The 20,630-nt window shown below is 71.0% G+C and carries 22 protein-coding genes; 9 read left to right on the forward strand and 13 right to left on the reverse strand.

The genetic code is table 11. From position 1 onward, the window contains the following. The first annotated feature begins 57 nt into the window (after positions 1–57). Positions 58–651: a TetR/AcrR family transcriptional regulator gene (locus AOK01_RS03595; protein ID WP_055508320.1), complete on the forward strand. Its 594-nt coding sequence runs from the start codon at positions 58–60 to the stop codon at positions 649–651. Between the two features lie 82 nt (positions 652–733). On the opposite strand, the gene AOK01_RS03600 is transcribed toward AOK01_RS03595, so the two are convergent. After that, positions 734–1,294: a YbhB/YbcL family Raf kinase inhibitor-like protein gene (locus AOK01_RS03600; RefSeq protein WP_055508274.1), complete on the reverse strand. Its 561-nt coding sequence runs from the start codon at positions 1,292–1,294 to the stop codon at positions 734–736. Between the two features lie 85 nt (positions 1,295–1,379). Here AOK01_RS03600 and AOK01_RS03605 point away from each other — a divergent pair, with 85 nt between their 5' ends. Together AOK01_RS03605 and AOK01_RS03610 are read left to right on the forward strand one after the other, a co-directional pair. Continuing rightward, positions 1,380–2,033 (forward strand): GntR family transcriptional regulator, encoded by a 654-nt coding sequence (locus tag AOK01_RS03605; RefSeq protein ID WP_055508276.1) that lies wholly within the window; start codon positions 1,380–1,382, stop codon positions 2,031–2,033. Between the two features lie 91 nt (positions 2,034–2,124). Then, positions 2,125–2,979: an SCO6745 family protein gene (locus tag AOK01_RS03610; RefSeq protein ID WP_055508277.1), complete on the forward strand. Its 855-nt coding sequence runs from the start codon at positions 2,125–2,127 to the stop codon at positions 2,977–2,979. 71 nt (positions 2,980–3,050) lie between these two features. On the opposite strand, the gene AOK01_RS03615 is transcribed toward AOK01_RS03610, so the two are convergent. The 6 genes from AOK01_RS03615 to AOK01_RS03640 all read right to left on the reverse strand — a co-directional run bounded on the left by AOK01_RS03615 (position 3,051) and on the right by AOK01_RS03640 (position 7,829). Then, positions 3,051–4,301, reverse strand: a complete 1,251-nt coding sequence (locus tag AOK01_RS03615) for an acyl-CoA dehydrogenase family protein (protein WP_055508279.1) — start codon at positions 4,299–4,301, stop codon at positions 3,051–3,053. Between the two features lie 6 nt (positions 4,302–4,307). Beyond that, positions 4,308–5,330: a phosphotransferase family protein gene (locus tag AOK01_RS03620; protein ID WP_055508281.1), complete on the reverse strand. Its 1,023-nt coding sequence runs from the start codon at positions 5,328–5,330 to the stop codon at positions 4,308–4,310. Between the two features lie 216 nt (positions 5,331–5,546). Then, positions 5,547–5,891, reverse strand: coding sequence for a DUF202 domain-containing protein (locus AOK01_RS03625; RefSeq protein ID WP_055508283.1), 345 nt, complete (start codon positions 5,889–5,891; stop codon positions 5,547–5,549). Further along, complete coding sequence (locus AOK01_RS03630) at positions 5,888–6,280, reverse strand: YidH family protein (protein WP_055508285.1); 393 nt, start codon at positions 6,278–6,280, stop codon at positions 5,888–5,890. Before AOK01_RS03630 ends, AOK01_RS03625 begins: the two co-directional genes overlap by 4 nt. 60 nt (positions 6,281–6,340) lie before the next feature. Beyond that, positions 6,341–6,874 (reverse strand): NUDIX hydrolase, encoded by a 534-nt coding sequence (locus AOK01_RS03635; RefSeq protein ID WP_055508287.1) that lies wholly within the window; start codon positions 6,872–6,874, stop codon positions 6,341–6,343. Between the two features lie 61 nt (positions 6,875–6,935). Further along, the gene (locus tag AOK01_RS03640; protein WP_055508290.1) at positions 6,936–7,829 is read right to left on the reverse strand and encodes a DMT family transporter; all 894 of its coding nucleotides are present in this window, start codon (positions 7,827–7,829) and stop codon (positions 6,936–6,938) included. Between the two features lie 161 nt (positions 7,830–7,990). On the opposite strand from AOK01_RS03640, the gene AOK01_RS03645 reads away from it, so the two are divergent. From AOK01_RS03645 to AOK01_RS03655, 3 genes are all read left to right on the forward strand, one after another. Then, entirely contained in the window at positions 7,991–9,646 is a 1,656-nt protein-coding gene (locus AOK01_RS03645) for an FAD-binding dehydrogenase (RefSeq protein ID WP_055508292.1), read from the forward strand. Positions 9,647–9,825: 179 nt separating this feature from the next. Continuing rightward, positions 9,826–10,497 (forward strand): molybdopterin-dependent oxidoreductase, encoded by a 672-nt coding sequence (locus tag AOK01_RS03650; RefSeq protein ID WP_055508322.1) that lies wholly within the window; start codon positions 9,826–9,828, stop codon positions 10,495–10,497. Beyond that, complete coding sequence (locus AOK01_RS03655) at positions 10,484–11,137, forward strand: cytochrome b/b6 domain-containing protein (RefSeq protein WP_055508294.1); 654 nt, start codon at positions 10,484–10,486, stop codon at positions 11,135–11,137. Before AOK01_RS03650 ends, AOK01_RS03655 begins: the two co-directional genes overlap by 14 nt. Before the next feature lie 67 nt (positions 11,138–11,204). Here AOK01_RS03655 and bla read toward each other — a convergent pair whose 3' ends face one another. The 5 genes from bla to AOK01_RS03680 form a co-directional block, all read right to left on the reverse strand. Further along, positions 11,205–12,173 (reverse strand): class A beta-lactamase, encoded by a 969-nt coding sequence (bla, locus tag AOK01_RS03660; RefSeq protein WP_055508296.1) that lies wholly within the window; start codon positions 12,171–12,173, stop codon positions 11,205–11,207. 24 nt (positions 12,174–12,197) lie between these two features. Next, on the reverse strand, positions 12,198–13,301 hold the full coding sequence (locus AOK01_RS03665; protein WP_079103144.1) for an L-idonate 5-dehydrogenase: 1,104 nt from the start codon (positions 13,299–13,301) through the stop codon (positions 12,198–12,200). A gap of 37 nt (positions 13,302–13,338) precedes the next feature. Further along, positions 13,339–14,097: an SDR family oxidoreductase gene (locus AOK01_RS03670; RefSeq protein WP_055508298.1), complete on the reverse strand. Its 759-nt coding sequence runs from the start codon at positions 14,095–14,097 to the stop codon at positions 13,339–13,341. Between the two features lie 90 nt (positions 14,098–14,187). Beyond that, positions 14,188–15,585 carry a GntT/GntP/DsdX family permease gene (locus AOK01_RS03675; RefSeq protein ID WP_055508300.1) on the reverse strand — a complete coding sequence of 466 codons (1,398 nt, stop codon included), beginning with the start codon at positions 15,583–15,585 and terminating at the stop codon, positions 14,188–14,190. 94 nt (positions 15,586–15,679) lie between these two features. Then, positions 15,680–16,189 (reverse strand): gluconokinase, encoded by a 510-nt coding sequence (locus AOK01_RS03680; protein WP_055508302.1) that lies wholly within the window; start codon positions 16,187–16,189, stop codon positions 15,680–15,682. 148 nt (positions 16,190–16,337) lie between these two features. Between AOK01_RS03680 and AOK01_RS03685 the strand changes: the two genes are divergently transcribed. Beyond that, positions 16,338–17,045 carry a FadR/GntR family transcriptional regulator gene (locus tag AOK01_RS03685; protein WP_055508324.1) on the forward strand — a complete coding sequence of 236 codons (708 nt, stop codon included), beginning with the start codon at positions 16,338–16,340 and terminating at the stop codon, positions 17,043–17,045. Between the two features lie 193 nt (positions 17,046–17,238). Here the strand turns inward: AOK01_RS03685 and AOK01_RS03690 are convergent, their stop codons facing one another. After that, complete coding sequence (locus AOK01_RS03690) at positions 17,239–17,670, reverse strand: YchJ family protein (RefSeq protein WP_055508304.1); 432 nt, start codon at positions 17,668–17,670, stop codon at positions 17,239–17,241. A gap of 371 nt (positions 17,671–18,041) precedes the next feature. Here AOK01_RS03690 and AOK01_RS03695 point away from each other — a divergent pair, with 371 nt between their 5' ends. After that, on the forward strand, positions 18,042–19,907 hold the full coding sequence (locus AOK01_RS03695) for a phage tail sheath family protein (protein WP_055508306.1): 1,866 nt from the start codon (positions 18,042–18,044) through the stop codon (positions 19,905–19,907). 45 nt (positions 19,908–19,952) lie between these two features. Then, a complete protein-coding gene (locus tag AOK01_RS03700) occupies positions 19,953–20,477 on the forward strand; it encodes a phage tail protein (protein WP_055508308.1) in 525 nt (174 codons plus the stop codon). Positions 20,478–20,630: the final 153 nt, after the last annotated feature.

Genomic DNA, 20,630 nt, shown 5'->3' on the forward strand with positions numbered 1-20,630 from the left:
GGAGCACCACGCGCGCGTAGAACCACACAAAGAGAAACTGGAAGGCAGGTGGCGGCAGTGCCCAGGACGACGGACGGGGACGGCACGCCCGTTCCGAGGCGGCTGCTGGCCGCCGCCACCCGGCTCTTCGCCGACCGCGGCTACGACCGCACCTCGGTCCAGGAGATCGTCGAGGCGGCCGGCGTCACCAAAGGCGCGCTGTACCACTACTTCGGGTCCAAGGACGATCTGCTCCACGAGGTGTACGCGCGCGTGCTGCGGGTGCAGCAGGAGCGGCTCGACTCCTTCGCGAACGCCGAGGCGCCGGTGGAGGAGCGGTTGCGGGGGGCCGCCGCCGATGTCGTCGTCACGACGATCGACAACCTCGACGACGCGTCGATCTTCTTCCGCTCGATGCATCACCTGAGCCCGGAGAAGAACAAGCAGGTACGGGCCGAGCGGCGGCGCTATCACGAGCGGTTCCGGGCGCTGATCGAGGAGGGGCAGGAGGCGGGGGTCTTCTCGAAGGAGACTCCGGCGGATCTTGTCGTCGACTATCACTTCGGCTCTGTGCATCACCTGTCGACGTGGTATCGGCCCGATGGGCCGCTCACGCAGCGGGAGGTCGCCGACCACTTGGCGGACCTGCTGCTGCGCGCGCTTCGCCCGTAGGGCGTCGGGGGGTTCGGCCCCCGCCGCCCTTTCTGGGGGCTGCGCCCCCAGACCCCCGCTATCGGCCTGAACGGCCTCGTCCTCAAACGCCGGACGGGCTGGAAGATGCCGGCGTCTCCGCGGTGGCCACGAGTGTCGCCCGGCCCAGGATGTGGGACGCGATCGTGAAGCCGAGGTACGCCGGAGTGCCCTCGGCGGGGACGCCGATGTCCGGTATGTCCAGCGCGTGCACGGTGATGAAGTAGCGGTGCGGGCCGTGCCCGGCCGGCGGTGCCCCGCCGATGAAGCGGGCCATCCGCGCGTCGTTCGGCAGTTGGAAGGCACCGGCCGGCAGGCCCGAGCCGCTGTCGTCGCCGGCGCCCTCGGGCAGGTCGGTGACGTCCGCCGGGATGTTCGCGACGGCCCAGTGCCAGAAGCCGGACTGCGTCGGCGCGTCCGGGTCGTACACGGTCACCGCGTAGCCCCGCGTGCCCTCGGGCGCGCCGGACCAGCTCAGCTGCGGCGAGCGGTCCTCGCCGCCCGGAACCCCGGACACGCCCGACAGCTGCGCGGCGGGCAACGCCTCCCCGGCCCGCACGCTGGTGCTGGTCACGGTGAAGGCGGGTACCGACGGCAGCCCGGCGAAGGGATCGTTCTGGTTCATTGCTCTGGGTTCCTCTCCTTGGGCGATCGGTCGATCGCAGAATCGATTATTACATTAAGAATCGATTTTCTGCTACCGTCGACCCATGACAGGACGCGGATCACCATCGGAGCGGCTCTACACCACGCTGCGCGCGGCCATCCTGAACGGGGTGTTCGCGCCGGAACAGGCGCTCAAGCCGCAGGAACTGGCGAACGCCGAGAAGGTCAGCCTCGCCGTCGCACGTGAGGCGCTGCTCCGTCTGGTGGGCGAGGGCCTGGCGACCCGGCTGCCGAACCGGGGCTTCGCGGTCCCCGCGGTCAACGCCGAGCGCTGGCAGCAGATCGCGGAGGCGCGGGCCCTCACCGAGCCGGTGATGCTCCGGCTGTCGATCGAGCGGGGCGGCGTCGACTGGGAGGTACGGGTCCGGGCGGCTCACCACCACCTCGCCCGTACGCCACCTTGGGAACCGGGCGGCGCGTTCGTCTCCGACGAGTGGTCCGAGGCGCACCGCCAGTTCCACCGCGCGCTGCTGGAGGGCTGCGGCAACCCGGTGCTTCTGGACGGCTTCGATCGCACGTGGACCGCGAGTGAGCTGGCCCGGCGCTGGTCCGGCGCCATCCTCCCCGAGCGGGACGGCCCGGCCGAGCACGCCGCTCTTGAGGAGGCCGCCCTGAGCCGGGACGCCGAACGCGCCGCCGGCCTGCTCGCCCGGCATGTCCTGCACACCGCCCAGGGCCTGACCGCCCACAAGGACTGACCACCCGCCGGGGCTACCCCGGTCAACTGCTGCATTTAGCTGATACGCATATATATAGGAGATAAACGTGGATACGTACGCAGGCACGGACATGGTCATGGGTGCCGGTCGTCGCTGCCACAACGCCGTCAGCCCCCTCCACCGGGCGGGCTACTTCGCGCCGGAGCCGACGGACGAACTCGCGGCGCTCGGGCTGGAGCGTGGGTCCATGACCTACCTCGCGGGCCGCGCGGCCCCGCTCGGGGCGGTCGGGGCCGGCACCGTCACGGCGACGTTCTACAACTTCAACCATGAGCACGTGGCGCGGAGCATCCCCGCGGCCTGGACGGTCACCACCCCGGAGGCGGTGCTCGCCGCACGGTTGCGCGGCGCGGACGGGATGCTGCGGCGGCTGCTCGGGGAGGACGCACTCGCGTCGAAGGAGATGGCCGAGGCGGCCGAGCTGGCGCTGCGTGCCACCGAGGGGTGCCAGCGGCAGGCACGGCCTTTGTACGCCGCGAATGCCGAACTCCCCGTGCCCGAGGAGCCGCACCTGGCCCTGTGGCACGCCGCGACGCTGCTGCGCGAGCACCGGGGCGACGGTCACCTCGCGGCTCTGCTGACGGCCGGCCTCTCCGGGATCGAGGCGCTGGTCCTGCACAACGCCACCGGTACGGCGCCGACTTCGGCGGTGTTCCTGCGGACCCGCGGCTGGTCCGCCGAGCAGTGGGCCGCCGCCCGGGACCGGTTGCGCGAGCGCGGTCTGCTGGACGGGGCGGGGGACCTCACGGAGGCGGGCGTGGCCCTGCGCGAGGAGGCCGAGACGCTCACCGACCGCCTGGACGTCGCTCCGTACGAACACCTCGGTCCCGCTGCCACCGAGCGCCTCACCGAGCTGGCCGGCGCCTTCACCGGGATCGTGACGGCCGCGGGTGCCTTTCCCGCACAGGCCTTCGGCAGGGGCTGAGGGGGCGCGAACAGGGGCCCCTCAACCCTTCCGTTCCAGTGGTCGTCGCAACACCCCTCGGCCCGCGTCGATCAGGCGTACTTCTTCAGCTCGTTGCGTGCCAGTGAGCGCTGGTGCACCTCGTCCGGGCCGTCGGCCAGCTTCAGGGTGCGGGCGCCCGCCCACAGTTCGGCCAGCGGGAAGTCCTGGCTGACGCCACCCGCGCCGTGCAACTGGATCGCCTTGTCGATGATGTCGACCACGGTACGAGGCGTGGCGATCTTGATGGCCTGGATCTCGGTGTGCGCGCCCCTGTTGCCGACGGTGTCCATCATCCAGGCCGTCTTGAGGACCAGCAGACGAAGCTGCTCGACGGCCACCCGCGCGTCCGCGATCCAGTTGTGCACGACCCCCTGCTGGGCCAGCGACTTGCCGAAGGCCTCACGGGAGACCGCCCGCCGGCACATCAGCTCGATCGCCCGCTCGGCCATGCCGATCAGCCGCATGCAGTGGTGGATACGGCCGGGACCGAGCCGCGCCTGGGCGATGGCGAAGCCGCCGCCCTCCTCGCCGACGAGGTTCGTGACCGGGACCCGCGCACCGTGGAAGACGACCTCCGCGTGGCCCCCGTGGGAGTGGTCCTCGTAGCCGTACACCTGCATGGCCCGCCTGATCTCGACACCCGGAGTGTCGCGCGGTACCAGCACCATCGACTGCTGGCGGCGGATGTCGGACCCCTGCGGGTCCGTCTTGCCCATCACGATGAAGATCTTGCAGTCGGGGTTCATGGCCCCGGAGATGTACCACTTGCGCCCGGTGATCACGTACTCGTCCGTGCCGTCGGCGCCGGCCGTACTGTCCGTACCGGCCGTGGTGCGCTCGATCCGCGTGGTGATGTTCGTGGCGTCGGACGAGGCCACCTCGGGCTCGGTCATCGCGAACGCCGAACGAATCTCGCCGGCGAGCAGCGGCTCCAGCCACTGCTTGCGCTGCTGCTCGTCGCCGAACTGGCTGAGCACCTCCATGTTGCCGGTGTCGGGCGCCGCGCAGTTCAGCGCGGTGGGCGCCAACTGCGGGGAACGGCCGGTGATCTCGGCGAGCGGCGCGTACTGGAGGTTCGTCAGCCCGGCCCCGTACTCGGAGTCCGGCAGGAAGAGGTTCCACAGGCCCTGACGGCGGGCCTCGGCCTTCAGCTCCTCGACCACGGCAGGGGTGTCCCACGGCGAGGCCAGCCGCTCACGCTGCTCGTGGGCGACCGCCTCCGCCGGATAGACGTACTCGTCCATGAAGGCGAGGAGCTTGGCACGCAGTTCCTCGGTGCGTGCGTCGAATGCGAAGTCCATGATCCGTCAGCCTTCCTGAAGGGTGGTCAGGCCGTGCTCGATGAACACGGGGACCAGGTCGCCGATGAGGTCGAAGCCCGCGCCGACGGTCTGGCCGAGCGTGTAGCGGTAGTGGATGCCCTCCAGGATCACGGCGAGCTTGAACCACGCGAACGCCGTGTACCAGGCGACGGCGGACACGTCGCGCCCCGAGCGCGTGGCGTACCGCTCGATCAGCTCGGCCGGCTCGGGGTGCCCGGCGGCCGTCGCGGTCGTGGAGACGGGGGAGTCGGGAATCCCCAGCGGAATGCTGTACATGGCCAGCAGGCCCAGGTCGGTGAGCGGGTCGCCCAGCGTGGACATCTCCCAGTCGAGGACCGCCGTGATCCGGTCGTCCGCGCCGACCAGCACGTTGTCGAGGCGGTAGTCGCCGTGCACGACCGTGGCCGTGGGGGAGTGCGGCAGCTCGCGCCCCAGCGCGGCGTGCAACTCGTCGATCCCGGCCAGCTCGCGGTTGCGGGAGGCGTCCAACTGCTTGCCCCAGCGCCGCAGTTGCCGGTCGAGGAAGCCCTCGGGCCGGCCGAAGTCGGCGAGGCCCACCGCGGCGGGGTCCACAGCGTGCAGGTCGACCAGGGTGTCGACGAGGCCGAGAACCGCGTCGCGCGTGCGCCGCGGACCGAGCGGAGTCAGCTGCTCGGCGGTCCGGTAGGGCGTGCCCTCCACGAAGTCCATGACGTAGAAGGGCGCGCCCAGAACCTCCGTGTCCTCGCAGAGCAGCAGGGTCCGCGGCACGGGTACGGCGGTCGGGTGCAGCGCGCTGATCACCCGGTGCTCGCGCTTCATGTCGTGCGCGGTCGCCAGTACATGACCCAGCGGAGGGCGGCGCACGACCCACTTCGAGGCGCCGTCCGTCACCGCGTACGTGAGGTTCGACCGTCCGCCCTCGATCAGCCGGCCGGTCAACGGGCCGTGGACCAGCCCGGGCCGCTCGCTGTCGAGCAGGCCGCGCAGCCGGTCGAGATCGAGACCCGGCGGGTGGTCTGGACTCATCGTGTTGCCTCCGTAGGCGGGAACAATGACTCCCCACATGATGCCGACCGGTCGGTATGCCGTCCAGTGGGCGAACGAAACGTGACCGGCGTCTCGGCCGTCCCCGAGTGCCCCGGAAGGCCGCACAGCGCTCCACCGGGACTTCACAGCACCTCGCAGCAGCACCTCACTGCACCTCACTGCACCTCTCAGCACCTCACAGTGTTTCTCAGTGCTTCAGAGGACGAGTGCCGTCGCGCAGACCGCCAGCGCGATCGTGCACAGGGCCGCGGCGCTCGCATGCCTCGGCGTGAACACCGCCGGCGGCACCGCCCCGGACAGGGTACGAATCCGCCGGTGCGCCACGCCGAGGAACCCCAGCCACAGCCCGCAGCAGAGCGCGCACACCACGAACGTCGTCACGCCCGGCCCCCCGCGCAGCGCCGACTTCCCCGCGAGCACGGCGACCACGGTCGCCGCCAGGGTCGTACGCCGCCAGGCCAGCCGCGTACGTTCCGGCTGCAGTCCGGGGTCCCGGGGGGAGTGGTCGCTGTCTTCGGGACCCCGGTCCTGTGCCGTCATCCCTCCCACCCGACCAGCACGACCACCACCATCGCGACGGCCACCAGAGCCACACCGATGCTCAGCAGGGCCGGGAAACGGGACACCGGCAGGTCCTCGCCCCGGCGCATCGCGCGCTCGCAGCGGACCCAGTGGTTCACCGCGCGCAACGCGCACAGCACCCCCGCGGCCAGCAGCCCGAGCGCCAGCCCGACCCGCCAGGCCCATCGCAGATCGGGCAGGAACTGGTCCACCGCGAAACCGCCGCCGATCAGGGCGAGCGAGGTCCGCAGCCACGCCAGGAACGTCCGCTCGTTCGCCAGCGAGAACCGGTAGTCGGGGGTGGCCCCCTCTTCCCCGATCCGCTCGGGTGCGAACCACAACCGGACGTTCCGCACAAATTCGATCACGCCTGCGACCCTACCGGGGCGGCATGCTCCGGCAGGGTCGCGGGAAACTGCGCGACGACCTCAGCCGGCAGGTCCCTCCCGAAAGGCCCGCAGCCGCGCGTACGCCGCCAGCCCGTCCGGCACCCACTCCCACCGCGCCAGCCGCTCCCGCACCTCGTCCTCCGGCAGGAACGCGTGCCAGGCGACCTCCTCGACCTGTGGATGCACCGGCAGCTCGCACCGCACCTCGTAGACGGCCGACCACCAGCTCTTCCCGGCCCCGTCGTCGTACAGGAACTTGAAGAGGAACTCCGGCCGGGGCAGCCCACGGACGCCCAGCTCCTCCTCGGCCTCCCGCAGCGCCGCGTCGTCGTAGCTCTCGCCCGCGCCCACGACTCCGCCGACGAACATGTCGTACTGGGAGGGGAACACCAGTTTGGTCGACGTGCGCCGGTGCACGAACAGGCGCCCGGCCGCGTCTGTGACCTGGATGAACGCGCATCGATGCCGCATCCCGCGCGCGTACACGTCCCCACGCCGGGCCCTGCCCACCACCACGTCGTGCTCGTCGACGACATCGAGGATCTCGTCAGCGGAACTCTCAGCTGAATCCATCCGGCCATCAAAGCACCAGGTCCCACGCAGCATGCCCCGCGTCGGCCCACGTCAGTGCACGTCAGCGGGGCTGTAGGTCTCGCAGTCGCTCCTTGCCCGCGGCACCGTTCGGCATCGCGGGATGCAGGCCCAGCAGGACCACGCCCGCCACGATCCCGGCGAGTCCGGCGGCCTCCCAGGCCAGCGCCCCGGTGTCGGTCCGCAACCGGTCGCCGAGGAAGCCCACTCCGCAGACGATCCCGGCGAGCGGCTGGGCGGCGGTCAGCGCGGGCAGCGACATCCGCAGCGGCGCGGTCTCGAAGGCGCTCTGCACGAGGACGAGTCCCGTGATCCCGAGTGCGACGACCGCGTACACCTGCCAGCCGGTGGCGAGCGCGACCCAGCCGCCCTCGGAGAACCGCTGTCCGCTCACGCGGGTGAGGGCGTCCTGCACCCCGTACAGCAACCCCGCCGCCACGGCGAGCAGCGCGGGCCCCGCACTCAGCCGGGACCGTTTGGCGTACGTGGTGAGCAGCAGGGCCAGTACCACCATCACGCCGATGATCAGCCAGTGCCGTACCGGGTCGGTGATGTCGGCGCCGCCCTCCGGCTGCCCGGCCACGATGAAGGCCGTCACCCCGCCCGCGAGCAGCAGCAGCCCGCCCCAGCCCTGCCGGCCGAGCGGCTGGCGGGTCTGGCGCCGGGAGAGTACGAGCGCGAACAGCAGGTTCGTCGCGAGGAGCGGTTCGACGAGGGACACCTCGCCCTTCGCGAGGGCGATCGCGCCGAGCACCATGCCGACCACCATGAACGCGATGCCGCCCAGCCAGCGGGGCACCTTCACCAGGTCGAGGAGCAGCCGGGGGGAGAGGAAGTCGCTCAGGGGAGCGTTGGCCGCCGCGTTCTGCTGGAGGACGAATCCGAAGCCCAGGCAGCAGGCCGCGCCGACGGCGAGGGCGAGAACCAGAACCGACACGCTGCGTACCTCAAGACTTCGGACGGGGACGGGACGGGGGCAGGGCGAGGTGTGGGTGTCGAACGACTGTAGCCCGAGTACCCGGAACCCGGCAGTTGACTGGTCACTCCCGTTGCCCAAGGATCTGACCGACCAGTAACAAGGCCGAGGAGGACCTGCTCATGGCGTACGACGCAGATGTGATCGTGATCGGAGCGGGCCTGGCGGGCCTGGCGGCGACCGCGGAACTCGTCGACGCGGGACGCAAGGTGATCCTCCTCGACCAGGAGCCCGAGCAGTCGATCGGCGGCCAGGCACACTGGTCGTTCGGCGGCCTGTTCTTCGTGGACTCTCCCGAACAGCGCCGGATGCGCATCAAGGACAGCCACGCGCTGGCCCTCCAGGACTGGATGGGCACCGCGGGTTTCGACCGTCCGGAGGATCACTGGCCCCGCAAGTGGGCCGAGGCGTACGTCGACTTCGCGGCCGGTGAGAAGCGCGGCTGGCTGCACAAGCAGGGCGTCCGCTGGTTCCCGGTGGTCGGCTGGGCCGAGCGCGGCGGCTACGACGCGGGCGGCCACGGCAACTCCGTGCCGCGCTTCCACATCACGTGGGGCACGGGTCCCGGGCTCGTCGCACCCTTCGAGCGGCGGGTCCGCGAGGGCGTCGCGCGAGGCCTCGTACAGCTCGGGTTCCGCCACCGCGTCACGGGTCTTTCGCGCAGCGCGGGCACGGTCGACACGGTGAGCGGCGAGATCCTGGAGCCGTCGGGCGTCGAGCGCGGCCGGGCCAGCAGCCGGGCGGTCACCGGCGCCTTCGAGTTCAGGGCCCAGGCGGTGATCGTCACCTCGGGCGGCATCGGCGGCAACCACGAACTCGTGCGCGCCAACTGGCCCGAGCGCCTCGGCACCCCGCCCGAGCGGATGATCTCCGGCGTGCCCGCGCACGTGGACGGCGAGATGCTCGGCATCGCGGAGGCCACGGGCGCGCACCTCATCAACCGCGACCGCATGTGGCACTACACCGAGGGCATCCAGAACTGGAACCCCATCTGGGAGAAGCACGGCATCCGTATCCTTCCCGGCCCGTCCTCGCTCTGGCTGGACGCCCGCGGCAACCGGCTGCCCGTACCGCTGTTCCCGGGCTTCGACACCCTCGGCACGCTCGAACACATCATGACGACCGGGTACGACTACACGTGGTTCGTGCTCAACCAGAAGATCATCGGCAAGGAGTTCGCGCTCTCGGGCTCCGAGCAGAACCCCGACCTCACCGGCAAGTCCGTCAAGGGCGTCCTCCAGCGGGCGCGGGCCGACGTGCCGGCGCCGGTGCGGGCGTTCATGGACAACGGCGCCGACTTCGTCGTGGAGAAGGACCTGAGCGCACTGGTCCGCGGCATGAACGCGCTCACCGAGGAACCGCTCATCGACGAGGCCGAACTGCGCCGCCAGATCACCGCGCGCGACCGGGAGACCCTGAACCCCTTCACCAAGGACCTCCAGGTGATGGCGGTCCGCGGGGCCCGTGCCTACCTCGGCGACAAACTCATCCGCACGGCCGCCCCGCACCGCATCCTCGACCCCAAGGCCGGCCCGCTCATCGCCGTCCGCCTCAACATCCTCACCCGCAAGACACTCGGCGGCCTGGAGACCGACCTCTCGTCCCGGGTCCTTACCGAGGGCGGCGACCCGCTGTCCGGGGTGTACGCGGCGGGGGAGGCGGCCGGGTTCGGCGGCGGCGGGGTGCACGGATACCGGTCCCTGGAGGGCACGTTCCTCGGCGGCTGCCTGTTCTCCGGGCGCACGGCGGGGCGTGCCGCGGCGAAGGCCGTGAACTGAAGACCGTGAACTACTGAAGGCCGTAACTGGAGGCGAAGTGGTTACGGAACTCTGACGAGCACCCCCGGCCCCTGGCTTCCGGCGGCCAGGGGTGCTCGAATCAGTGTGTGAACCCGCAACTTTCGTCAGCAGCCGCAGGCGAGCCCGAAGAGGGCGGCGCCCCGGTGGGCCGCCGGGTCATGCTCGGGATGCTCGGACTCGGCGCCCTCGGCGTGGCCACCGCGCCCGGCCTCCAGCGCGGCCTTGAGTCCTTCCTCGGCGGCGCCGCGGACAAGGACCCCACAGGGCTGACCGCCCTCCTCCCGAACGGGGGAGGCTTCCGCTACTACTCGGTCACCTCCTCCGTCCCGCACAAGGACGAGGACTCCTACCGCCTCAGGATCGACGGCCTGGTCGACCACCCCACCACGTACACGCTGTCCGATCTGCGTGCCCTGCCGCAGAAGCGGATGGTCCGCGACATCCAGTGCGTCACCGGCTGGCGGGTGCCCGACACCCCCGTCGAAGGGGTACGCCTGTCCCAGCTGCTGGACGCCGCGGGAGTGCGCTCCTCGGCCGGAGCGGTGCGCTTCACGTGCTTCGACGGTGCCTACACGGAGAGCCTGACCCTGCCCCAGGCCCGCCGCGCCGACATGCTCGTCGCCCTGCGCATGCAGGACAAGAACCTGAACCACGCGCACGGCGGCCCCGTCCGCCTCTACGCGGCGCCCATGTACTTCTACAAGTCGGCCAAGTGGCTCTCCGGCATCACCGTCACCTCGGACGTCCGCCCCGGTTACTGGGAGGAGCGGGGCTACGACGTGGACGCGTGGGTGGGCCGGTCGAACGGACGGGACGATGACGTCACCTGAGACCGACACCTCGCAGGCACCGCCCCCCGGAGAACGCCTCGCGGGCGCGGTACGGGTCCGCCGTTTCTCGCCCGCCGAACGCTGGGTGCACCGCACGACGGCCATCCTGATGGGGGTGTGCGTGCTGAGCGCCGGCTGCCTCTACCTGCCCCAGCTCGCCGAACTCGTCGGCCGCCGCGAACTGGTGGTCAGGATCCACGAGTGGTCGGGGCTGCTGCTGCCGGTACCCGTCCTGTCCGGGCTCGCCTCGCGTGCCTTCCGGGCGGACCTGCGGCTGCTCAACCGCTTCGCACCGTACGACCGGGTCTGGCTGCGGGCCGCGCTGCGCCGGGACGCCCGGCCCGAGTCCCGGCCGGCGGGGAAGTTCAACGCGGGACAGAAGACGTACGCGGCCTGGATCGCCGGCGCCGTCCTGGTCATGCTCGGCACCGGGCTGCTGATGTGGTTCACCCACCTCGCCCCGCTGGTCTGGCGCACGAGTGCGACCTTCGTCCACGACTGGCTCGCGCTGACCGTCGGTCTCGTCCTCGCGGGACACATCGGGATGGCCATCGCCCGCCCGGAGTCCCGAAGGGGACTGCGGACGGGCTCGGTCAGCCGCGAGTGGGCCGAACGGGAACACCCGCGCTGGCGGCCGTAGGGCACGGCGGTGAGGCGCGGCTGGTCCGGTAAGGCCTGGTGGGTGCGGGCCTTACCGGGAGGAGTGCCTAGCCCAGCGCCGCCGCCAGCAGTTCGGCGGCCTCCGCGACGAGCGCGTTGTCCATCGGGGCGTCCGGGTCGGACGTGGTCGACAGGACGGCCAGCACGACGGGTGACCTCTCCGGCGTCCAGGCGATGCCCACGTCGTTGGTGGTGCCGTACTCGCCCGTGCCCGTCTTGTCGCCGAGGGCCCAGTCCGCGGGCAGGCCCGCCCGGAAACGGTCGGTGCTCGTGGTGTTGGCCAGCAGCCACTCGGTCAGCTGCCGCCGGTCCCGGGGCACCAGCGCGTCGCCGAGGACGAGTTTCGCGTACGTGCGCCCGATGGCGGCGGGGCTGGTGAGGTCCGTCGTACGCCAGGGCTCGGCCGAGTTCAGCGCCGGCTCCCATCGGTCGAGGCGGGTCGTGGTGTCCCCGATCGAACGGCAGAAGCGGGTGATCGCGGTCGGGCCGCCCAGCTCGCGGAGCAGCAGGTTCGCCGCGGCGTTGTCGCTGCGGGTCACGGCGGCATGGCACAGCGCGGCGACGGTCATGCCGTTGGCGAGGTTCTCCGGCAGTCCGGTGACGGGGGAGCCCCCGGCGTCCGTGAGGTCCTGATCGGTGTACCGGATGCGCAGGTCCAGGAACTCGCCGCGCCGGTCGAGGTCCCGCAGTACGGCCGCGGCGGCGAGGGTCTTGAACACCGAGCACATCGGGAACGTCTCGTCGGCGCGGTACCGCACGGCCTTGCCGGTCACCGTGTTGCGGGCGAAGACGCCGAGGCGGGCGGAGTGGGCGTGCTCCAGCTCGGCCAGTGCCCCGACGACATCACTCCCGGTCCTGTGCGCACGCGCGGCCGAGTGTGCCCGCGTGTCCGCCTTCGTCGCCGCGCGCGCGGACGGGGCAGCGTACGCAGCTGGGGCCGCGGTGGTGGCCAGCGCGGCTCCGGCGCCCAGGGCGAGTACGGCTCGGCGGCTGCGGTGGGATCCTGAGCTTTCCAAGACGGCTCTCTCTTCGATCGATGATCAGTACACGGAGAGAGACTTCTGCGGGGCTCGTGCGGTTCCTGATGCGTCGGAAGGCCGCGGGTCGTGGGGCGTCTCCTCGCCGAAGTCCAGCAGTACCTTGCAGGATGCGGCGCGGTTCGCCGCCAGGGCGAAGGCCGACTCCGCCTCGGCGAGTGGAACCACCGCGCTGATCAGGCTGTCGAGGCGTGGCTCAGCGGCGAGGAGTGCGAGCGCGTCGTCGAACTCCGCGTCGAAGCGGAAGGCTCCCCGGAGTTCGATCTCACGGCTGACGACGAGGTTGCCGGGGAAGAGGCTCTGGCCGGGGGGCAGCATGCCGAGCTGGACGACGACCCCGCCGCGCCGCACGAGGCGCAGGCAGGTGTCCAGACCGGCGGCGACACCGGAGGCCTCGACGGCCGCGTCCACCTCGGAGGGCCAGTCGGGGGAGGCGGGGTCGTCCGCGCGTACGGCCACGTCGGCGCCCGCCGCCACCGCGTACTCCAGTGCCCGCGGCAGCAGGTCCGTGACCGTCACCCGCGCCGCGCCCGCCGCCTTCGCCGCCGCGACGACCAGGCAGCCGATGGGCCCCGCGCCGGTCACGAGGACGTGCCTGCCCCGGACCTCACCGGCCCGCCCGACCGCGTGCAGGGCGACGGACAACGGCTCGGCCAACGCGGCGCGCCGCAGGGGGAGTCCGGGAGGCAGCGGCCTCAACTGCTCCGCGGGAACCACGACACGGGCCGCGAAACCGCCCTGCACGTGCGGGGTGCGGGCCGCGCTGCCGAGGTAGCGGGTGTCACGGCACACGTTCCGGCGACCGTCGGCGCACTCCGGGCACACCCCGCACGGCGTGGCGGGGTGCACGGCGACGGCCGTACCCGGTGCGGAAGGGCCGGCGACCCCGGCACCGTACGAGAGCACCGTCCCCACGACCTCGTGGCCGAGGACCATCGGCTCGCGGAGCTTGAAGTCGCCCACCCCGCCGTGGCGCCAGTAATGGAGATCGGATCCGCACACCCCGCCGTACCGCACGGCGACGAGTGCCTCGCCGGGGCCGGCGGACGGCGGCGGGAGTTCGTCCACGCGCAGGTCGCCCTGACCGTGGATCACGCAACCCAGCATGGGAAGGCCCCTTTCGGCCTCTTCGGGCGCAGGCCCTTCAGAGGACACTGGTCATGCCGCCGTCGACGTACAGCACCTGGCCGCTGACGAAGTCCGCCGCCGGGGAGGCGAGGAACAGCACGCCGCCGACCAGGTCCCGCGTACGCCCCCAGCGCCCCGCCGGCGTCCGGCGCCGCACCCACGTGCTGAACTCCGGGTCGTCCACGAGGGGTTGGGTGAGCTCGGTCTCGATGTAGCCGGGGCCGAGCCCGTTCACCTGGATCCCGTGCGGCCCCCAGTCGGCGCACATGCCCTTGGTGAGCATCTTCAGCGCGCCCTTGGTGGCGGCGTACGGAGCGATGCCGGGCCGTGCCACCTCGCTCTGCAGCGAGCAGATGTTGACGATCTTGCCGTGGCCGCGCGCGGTCATGCCCCGGGCGGCCTCGCGGCCGACCAGGAACGCGCTGGTCAGGTTGGTGTCGATGATGCGGTGCCAGTCGGTGTCGGTGAACTCCAGGAGCGGGGACCGCAGTTGCATCCCGGCGTTGTTGACGAGGATGTCCAGCGGGCCGACCCGCGCCTCGACGTCCGCGATGCCGGCGGCCACCGACGGGCCGTCCGTCACGTCGAAGGCGGCGGTGTGGACCTCGCCGGGCAGTTCCGCCGCGGCCTCGGTGAGCCGGTCGGGGTCGCGGCCGTTCAGTACGACCGTGCAGCCGGCCTCGGCCAGGCCCCGGGCCAGCGCGAGGCCGATGCCCCGGCTGGACCCGGTGACCAGCGCCGTCCGGCCGCCGATGTCGAACAGGGGGTGAGCCATCTTCGTACTCCCTCGTGGCCGGCCAGGGCCTGTGACCTGGGATCTGGAACCTGAGATCTGGGACCCGGGACCTGGGACCCGGGACCTGTCCTAGATCACCAGTGACAGCAGCATGATCAGGCCTCCGGCGACCACCGAGATGATGGTCTCCATGACCGACCACGTCTTGATGGTCTGGCCGACGCTCAGGCCGAAGTACTCCTTGACCAGCCAGAACCCGGCGTCGTTCACATGGCTGAAGAACAGCGAACCGGCACCGATCGCGAGGACGAGCAGCGCGGCGTGCGTGGTCGACATGTCGGCCGCCAGCGGGGCCACGAGACCGGCCGCCGAGATGGTGGCGACGGTCGCGGAACCGGTCGCGAGCCGGATCGCCACCGCGATCAGCCAGGCGAGCAGCAGCGCGGGGATCGACCAGTCCTCGGAGATGTCCAGGATCATCTGGCCCACGCCGGAGTCGATCAGCGTCTGCTTGAAGCCGCCGCCCGCGCCGACGATCAGCAGGATGCCGGCGATCGGGGCGAGGGACTTCTCGACGGTCGAGGAGATCCGGTCCTTGGTGAACCCGGCCGCCCGGCCGAGGGTGAAGATGGCGACGAGTACCGCCGCGAGCAGGGCGATCAGCGGCGAGCCGATCACGTCGAAGACACGCTGCACCATGTGCTCGGGGTCGTCGACGACGATGTCCACCAGCGCCTTGGCCAGCATCAGCACGACCGGCAGCAGCACGGTGGCGATGGTGACGCCGAAGCCGGGGCGCTTCTCCAGGTCCTCGGAGGCGCGCTGCGGGATCATCTTCTCCGGCGCCGGGACGTCCACCCAGCGGGCCGCGTACTTCGAGAAGACCGGTCCTGCGATGATCACGGTCGGCACGGCGACGAGGATGCCGAGGGCGAGGGTGACTCCGAGGTTCGCGTCGACCGCGTCGATCGCGACCAGCGGGCCGGGGTGCGGCGGGATCAGCCCGTGCATCACGGACAGGCCCGCGAGCGCCGGGATGCCGATGCGCATCAGCGAGTAGTTGCCGCGCTTGGCCACCATCAGGACGACCGGGATCAGCAGCACGATGCCGACCTCGAAGAAGAGCGGCAGTCCGATCACCGAGGCGATCAGCACCATCGCCCAGGGCATGTACCGCCCGCCCGCCTTGGCGAGGATCGTGTCGACGATCTGGTCGGCGCCGCCGGAGTCCGCGAGCAGTTTGCCGAGGATCGCGCCGAGCGCGATCAGCACGCCCACGCCGGCGACGGTCGAGCCGAGACCGGCGGAGAAACTGGTGATCGCCTTGTCGAGCGGGGCTCCGGCGAAGGCACCCAGCGCCAGCGACCCGATGGTCAGCGCGAGAAAGGCGTGGAGCCTGAACTTGGTGATGAGCAGGACGATGACGGCGATGCCCGCCAGAACGGCGATGCCCAGCTGAGCGTGGCCCGCCGAGGTGATCGGCTCGACGGGATCCGCTGCCAGCATCTCGACGCTGAGTCTGGTCACGGTGCTTTTCCTTGCGTGGGAGGAGGGGAGAGTGTGTGGGGACTACCGGGGACTACCCAGGGCGACCGGAGCTGTGGGAGCTGCTACCCCTGTGCTATTCGGTGAGGCCGTGCAGTGCGGACACGGCTCGGTCGGTGATCTCGTCGGGGCTGCCGGTGACGTCCACGGCGACACCCGTCTCGTCCGCCTGGAGCGGCTGGAGGGTGGCGAACTGGGAGTCGAGGAGCGCCGTGGGCATGAAGTGGCCCTGGCGGTGCGCCATCCGGTCCTCGATGAGCGCCCGGTCACCGGTGAGGTGGACGAAGACGACGTCGGGAGCGGCCGACCTGATCCGGTCCCGGTAGGCGCGCTTCAGCGCGGAGCTGCTGACCACGCCGCCGAGCCCGGCCCGCCCGTGGGCCCAGGCGCCGATGGCTTCCAGCCAGGGCCACCGGTCCTCGTCCGTGAGCGGGGTACCGGCCGTCATCTTGGCGATGTTGGCCTCGGGGTGGAAGTCGTCACCCTCGGCGTAGGGAACGCCGAGCCGGCTTGCGAGCAGGGGCCCGATGGTGGTCTTGCCCGTGCCGGCCACACCCATGACCACGACGACGTGGGGGGTACTCATTGCTGCCTCGCTGTCTTCTTCGACATCGGATGAACGTCAGGTGCCGCATCCGTCACGCCACTGAAACTCATAGGTCAGATGAATTCAAGAGTCTGTGACGTATAAGTCTGACTTTTTGTTCCGTCTCTCCGCCTCGTACCCTGACCTCATGAGCACATCGGGCCGGGGGCTGCACGGCCGTGTACTGGAGAGCCTCGGTCCATCGATCACCGCGGGCGAGTACCCCCCGGGCAGCGTCTTGCGCACCGACGAGCTGGCGCAGCGTTTCGAGGTGTCACGGTCCGTGATGCGGGAGGCCGTACGGGTCCTGGAGTCGATGCACCTGGTCGAGTCCCGCCGCCGGGTCGGCGTGACCGTACGCCCCGCGAACGAGTGGAACGTGTACGACCCCCAGGTCATCCGGTGGCGGCTGGCGGGCGCCGACCGCCCGCGGCAACTGCGCTCGCTGACCGTGCTGCGCTGCGCCGTCGAGCCCGTCGCGGCGGGGCTGGCCGCGAAGCACGCCACGGCGGAGCAGTGCGCCGAGCTCACCGAGTGTGCCCTCGGCATGGTGGCCAATTCGCGTGGCCACAAGCTGGAGGGGTATCTCGTGCACGACATCGCGTTCCACCGGATCGTGCTGAACGCCTCCGGCAACGAGATGTTCGCCCGTCTCGGGGATGTCGTCGCCGAGGTCCTGGCGGGGCGTACCCATCACCAGGTGATGTTCGAGGACCCGGACCCGGCGGCGGTCACCCTGCACGTACAGGTAGCGGAGGCGGTTCGCGCGGGCGACGCGGTCCGGGCGGAGGCGCTGACCCGAGAGGTAGTCCTGGGAGCACTACAGGAACTGGACATTCTCAGCCCGGAGGGCTGAACGTCCAGCTTCAGCGGCGCGGTGTCTTGGGGGCGCGGGGAACGGCGCAATCTTTTGCTTTTAGGGGCGCGGGGAACGGCGCGAACCCTTGCTTTTTAGGGGCGCGGGGAACTGCGCAATCTTTTGTCTTCAGGGGCGCGGGGAACTGCGCGACCAGCCACACCCGACCCGCACCCGACCCGCACCCGACCAACTACCCCACAGCGCCACCCGGTTCAGCCTCCACATACACCCACACCCCACCCACCCGCTCAAAGCGGCTGCGCTCCCACAGCGAGCCGCCGGCATAACTCGCACGGAACGTCACCGTGCCGGTGTCATGGAAGACCGTCCCCTCCGTCGCGCCGAGGATCTCCAGCCCCGTCCAGCGCATCGCCGGATCGAGGTCCAGGCCCGCCGGCCTGGACCGGGGATGCCAGGTCCGCAGCAGGTACGCCTCGTCGAGCCGCACGAACGCGCAGTAGCGCGACCGCATCAGCGCCTCGGCCGTCGGCGCTGTGCTCTCACCCCGGTGAAACCGGCCACAACACCGCTCATACGTCTCCCCGAGACCGCAAGGGCAGGAGGGGTTGCGCGCCGAGGCGGAACGGCGCTGGTCGCGAGAGTGCGGGGTGCGTCGGGACATGCGCTCCATTCTGCTGCAACACGGCCTGTGGTGAATCTGTGAACCATGCGCCCCGACACGAGCACATCGTGTGCGAGCTGTGCGTGCCGCCCTTCATCGAACCTCCTTCAGGCGTGGCGTGAACATGCCTTGCAAGAGCCGCCGTCGGACCCGCACCGTGGGTCGAGCACTTGAGCATCAGGAGTCACAAGCGTGCTGCTTGACCCCGGACGGCCGTCCGACCGGGGCACTGACGGGGGAAGCTGATGCGGTGCCGTGGACCGGCGTGCCGTCGCATGCCCGGAAGTCTCCGCGCGCGCCGGACGAGACCGCCCCCTCTGCCGCCTCTTGGTGCATGTCACCCGGTGCCCGAGAACGGATGAGGAGGGGGAATGCCGATGAACGCGGTGAACACTGCCAGGCCGACGTATCCCGGCGTCTACGTCGAAGAACTTCCCAGCAGCGCACGGACCATCTCGACCGTCACCACCTCGGTGACCGCCTTCGTGGGACACACCCGGCGCGGACCGCTGAACGAGCCGGTACGCGTCACGAGCTTCACCGAGTTCGAGCGCCGCTTCGGGGGCCTGAGCTCGCGGAGCGCAGTCGGCTACGCGGCGCACCAGTTCTTCGGCAACGGCGGCACGGTCGCCGTGATCGTCCGCGTCGCCAGGTCGGGCAGCGGCAGGGCCGCCTGCGTCACCCTGGAGTCCACCGAGGGCCACAGCGAGAGCGCAGTTCTCGAAGTGCACGCCAAGGAACCCGGGGGGTGGGGCAACGGCCTGCGCGTCGCCGTCGACTACGACACGCCCCGCCCGGACGACACCTTCAACCTGCGGGTCTACGACGCCAAGGGCGCGGCCCGCGAGAGCTTCACCGGTCTGTCCATGGACGCCTCGCACGGCCGGCACGCGCCGACCGTGATCAACGCGGGGTCACGGCTCATCCGTGTCGAGGCCGTGGGCGAGGGCCGGCCCGACCCGTCCGGCACCGTTTCCAAGCCGTTCGGGCACGAACTGCCCAACCTGGCCGTCGACCTGACCGTCAAGATCGGCGAGGTCGAGCGCGAGTTCACGCTCCACGACCCCGACTGCGACGGCGAAGCCCCCTCCACCGTGACCGAGCTGGCGCTGCTCCTCGAACGCAAGCTGCGGGCCCTGCCCGACGCGCCGGGCAGGCACGCCTTCGCGGGCGCCGAGGTCACCGCCTTCGGCAGGCGCCTCCAGGTCGTCGCGGGCTCCACCGACCCCGAGGACGTCGTCCGCTTCGTCGGCGAGTGCGCCAACGACCTGGGCCTGGAGGCCTCCGTCAACCCGCCCGTCTTCCCCCTGGAGGGCGGCGAGGACGGCGAGGCCCCCGGACCCGGCGACCTCATCGGCAGCGAGGCCGACAAGACCGGCATCCAGGCGCTGCGCGACGTCGAGGACGTCAATCTCCTCGTCCTGCCCGAACTCGCGGCGTACGAGTCGACCGACGACGCGGTCACGGTCGTCTCCGCGGCTCAGCGGCTCTGCGAGGAGCGGCGGATCTTCCTGCTCGTCGACGCGCCCGGCACCTGGGTCAGCGTGGACACCGCCCGCGCCGGGCTCGCGGCCTTCGACGCGGTCCGCGGCAACCACGCCGGCCTGTACTTCCCGCACCTCCAGCTCACCGACCCGCTCACCGGACGGCTGCGTGCCTTCCCGCCGTCGGGCGCCGTCGCGGGGGTCTACGCGCGCACGGACTCCGAGCGCGGCGTGTGGAAGGCGCCGGCCGGCACCGAGGCACGGCTCGCGGGAGTCCACTCGCTCACGGTCGCTCTCACCGACCGCGAGACCGGACTGCTCAACCCGCTCGGCGTCAACTGCCTGCGCACCATGCCGATGGTGGGCCCGCTCGTGTGGGGGGCGCGCACCCTTGAGGGCTCCGACGCGCTCGACAGCGAGTGGAAGTACGTGCCCGTACGGCGGCTCGCCCTGCACGTCGAGGAGAGCCTGCGACGCGGCCTGCAGTGGGTCGTGTTCGAGCCCAACGACGAGAACCTGTGGCAGCAGATCCGCCTCGGCGCCTCCTCGTACCTGCACACGCTCTTCCGTCAGGGCGCCTTCAAGGGCGGCACACCGCGCGAGGCGTACTTCGTCAAGTGCGACCGCGACACCACGACGGACGAGGACATCGCGAACGGCGTCGTGAACGTGCTGGTCGGCTTCGCACCGGTGCGGCCCGCCGAGTTCGTGATCGTCAGCATCCAGCAGACGTCCGGTCAGTTCGAGCTCTAGGACCTTCGAGCCTTTGGCCCGACGAGGAGAACGTGAAGGAAACCGATGGCTGAGTTCACTGTCAACGCCCAGCGTTTCGACCCCTACAAGAACTTCAAGTTCCTCGTGCTGTGGGACGGTCGTACGGTCGCGGGCATCAGCAAGATCAGTCCGCTGAAGCGGACCACCGAGGTCGTCAAGCACCGGCACGGCGGCGACCCCAGCTCGCCGCGCAAGTCGCCGGGGCGCTCCGAGTTCGAGGGCGTCACGCTGGAGCGCGGGGTCACGCACGACCCCGAGTTCGACCGCTGGGCCAACAAGGTCTGGCAGGTCGGGGCCGGCCTCGGCGCCGAGGTGTCCCTCGCCGACTTCCGCAAGGACATCGTGATCCAGGTCCTCAACGAGGCCGGGCAGGTGGCCGTCTCGCACAAGCTCTACCGCACCTGGCCCAGCGAGTACCAGGTGCTCGGCGAACTGGACGCCAACGCCAACGCGGTGGCCATCCAGTCGCTGAAGCTGGAGTGCGAGGGCTGGGAGCGGGACTACGAGGTGCCCGAGCCGGAGGAGCCCTCGTTCCTCAACCCCGCCTGACCGACCGTGAGTTGAGCGGCACCAGGGGGGCCGCGGAGGCAGCGGGGCCGGGACGGGACGGCAACAGCAACGGGAGCAGGAGCGGGAACGGTCATGACGAACACTCGGGCGGCCGACCTACGCACCACCTGGGAGGCCGGGCTCGCCCAGGCC

It is taken from the genome of Streptomyces aurantiacus, from assembly GCF_001418335.1.
Classification (GTDB): domain Bacteria; phylum Actinomycetota; class Actinomycetes; order Streptomycetales; family Streptomycetaceae; genus Streptomyces; species Streptomyces aurantiacus.

What these genes read in the sequence shown, in the direction of transcription:
- AOK01_RS03600 (WP_055508274.1), bottom strand. Translation starts at nt 1,294, where the DNA reads ATGAACCAGAACGATCCCTTCGCCGGGCTGCCGTCGGTACCCGCCTTC.
- AOK01_RS03605 (WP_055508276.1), top strand. Translation starts at nt 1,380, where the DNA reads ATGACAGGACGCGGATCACCATCGGAGCGGCTCTACACCACGCTGCGC.
- AOK01_RS03610 (WP_055508277.1), top strand. Translation starts at nt 2,125, where the DNA reads ATGGTCATGGGTGCCGGTCGTCGCTGCCACAACGCCGTCAGCCCCCTC.
- AOK01_RS03615 (WP_055508279.1), bottom strand. Translation starts at nt 4,301, where the DNA reads ATGGACTTCGCATTCGACGCACGCACCGAGGAACTGCGTGCCAAGCTC.
- AOK01_RS03620 (WP_055508281.1), bottom strand. Translation starts at nt 5,330, where the DNA reads ATGAGTCCAGACCACCCGCCGGGTCTCGATCTCGACCGGCTGCGCGGC.
- AOK01_RS03625 (WP_055508283.1), bottom strand. Translation starts at nt 5,891, where the DNA reads ATGACGGCACAGGACCGGGGTCCCGAAGACAGCGACCACTCCCCCCGG.
- AOK01_RS03635 (WP_055508287.1), bottom strand. Translation starts at nt 6,874, where the DNA reads ATGGATTCAGCTGAGAGTTCCGCTGACGAGATCCTCGATGTCGTCGAC.
- AOK01_RS03645 (WP_055508292.1), top strand. Translation starts at nt 7,991, where the DNA reads ATGGCGTACGACGCAGATGTGATCGTGATCGGAGCGGGCCTGGCGGGC.
- AOK01_RS03650 (WP_055508322.1), top strand. Translation starts at nt 9,826, where the DNA reads ATGCTCGGGATGCTCGGACTCGGCGCCCTCGGCGTGGCCACCGCGCCC.
- AOK01_RS03655 (WP_055508294.1), top strand. Translation starts at nt 10,484, where the DNA reads ATGACGTCACCTGAGACCGACACCTCGCAGGCACCGCCCCCCGGAGAA.
- AOK01_RS03665 (WP_079103144.1), bottom strand. Translation starts at nt 13,301, where the DNA reads ATGCTGGGTTGCGTGATCCACGGTCAGGGCGACCTGCGCGTGGACGAA.
- AOK01_RS03670 (WP_055508298.1), bottom strand. Translation starts at nt 14,097, where the DNA reads ATGGCTCACCCCCTGTTCGACATCGGCGGCCGGACGGCGCTGGTCACC.
- AOK01_RS03680 (WP_055508302.1), bottom strand. Translation starts at nt 16,189, where the DNA reads ATGAGTACCCCCCACGTCGTCGTGGTCATGGGTGTGGCCGGCACGGGC.
- AOK01_RS03685 (WP_055508324.1), top strand. Translation starts at nt 16,338, where the DNA reads ATGAGCACATCGGGCCGGGGGCTGCACGGCCGTGTACTGGAGAGCCTC.
- AOK01_RS03690 (WP_055508304.1), bottom strand. Translation starts at nt 17,670, where the DNA reads ATGTCCCGACGCACCCCGCACTCTCGCGACCAGCGCCGTTCCGCCTCG.
- AOK01_RS03695 (WP_055508306.1), top strand. Translation starts at nt 18,042, where the DNA reads ATGCCGATGAACGCGGTGAACACTGCCAGGCCGACGTATCCCGGCGTC.
- AOK01_RS03700 (WP_055508308.1), top strand. Translation starts at nt 19,953, where the DNA reads ATGGCTGAGTTCACTGTCAACGCCCAGCGTTTCGACCCCTACAAGAAC.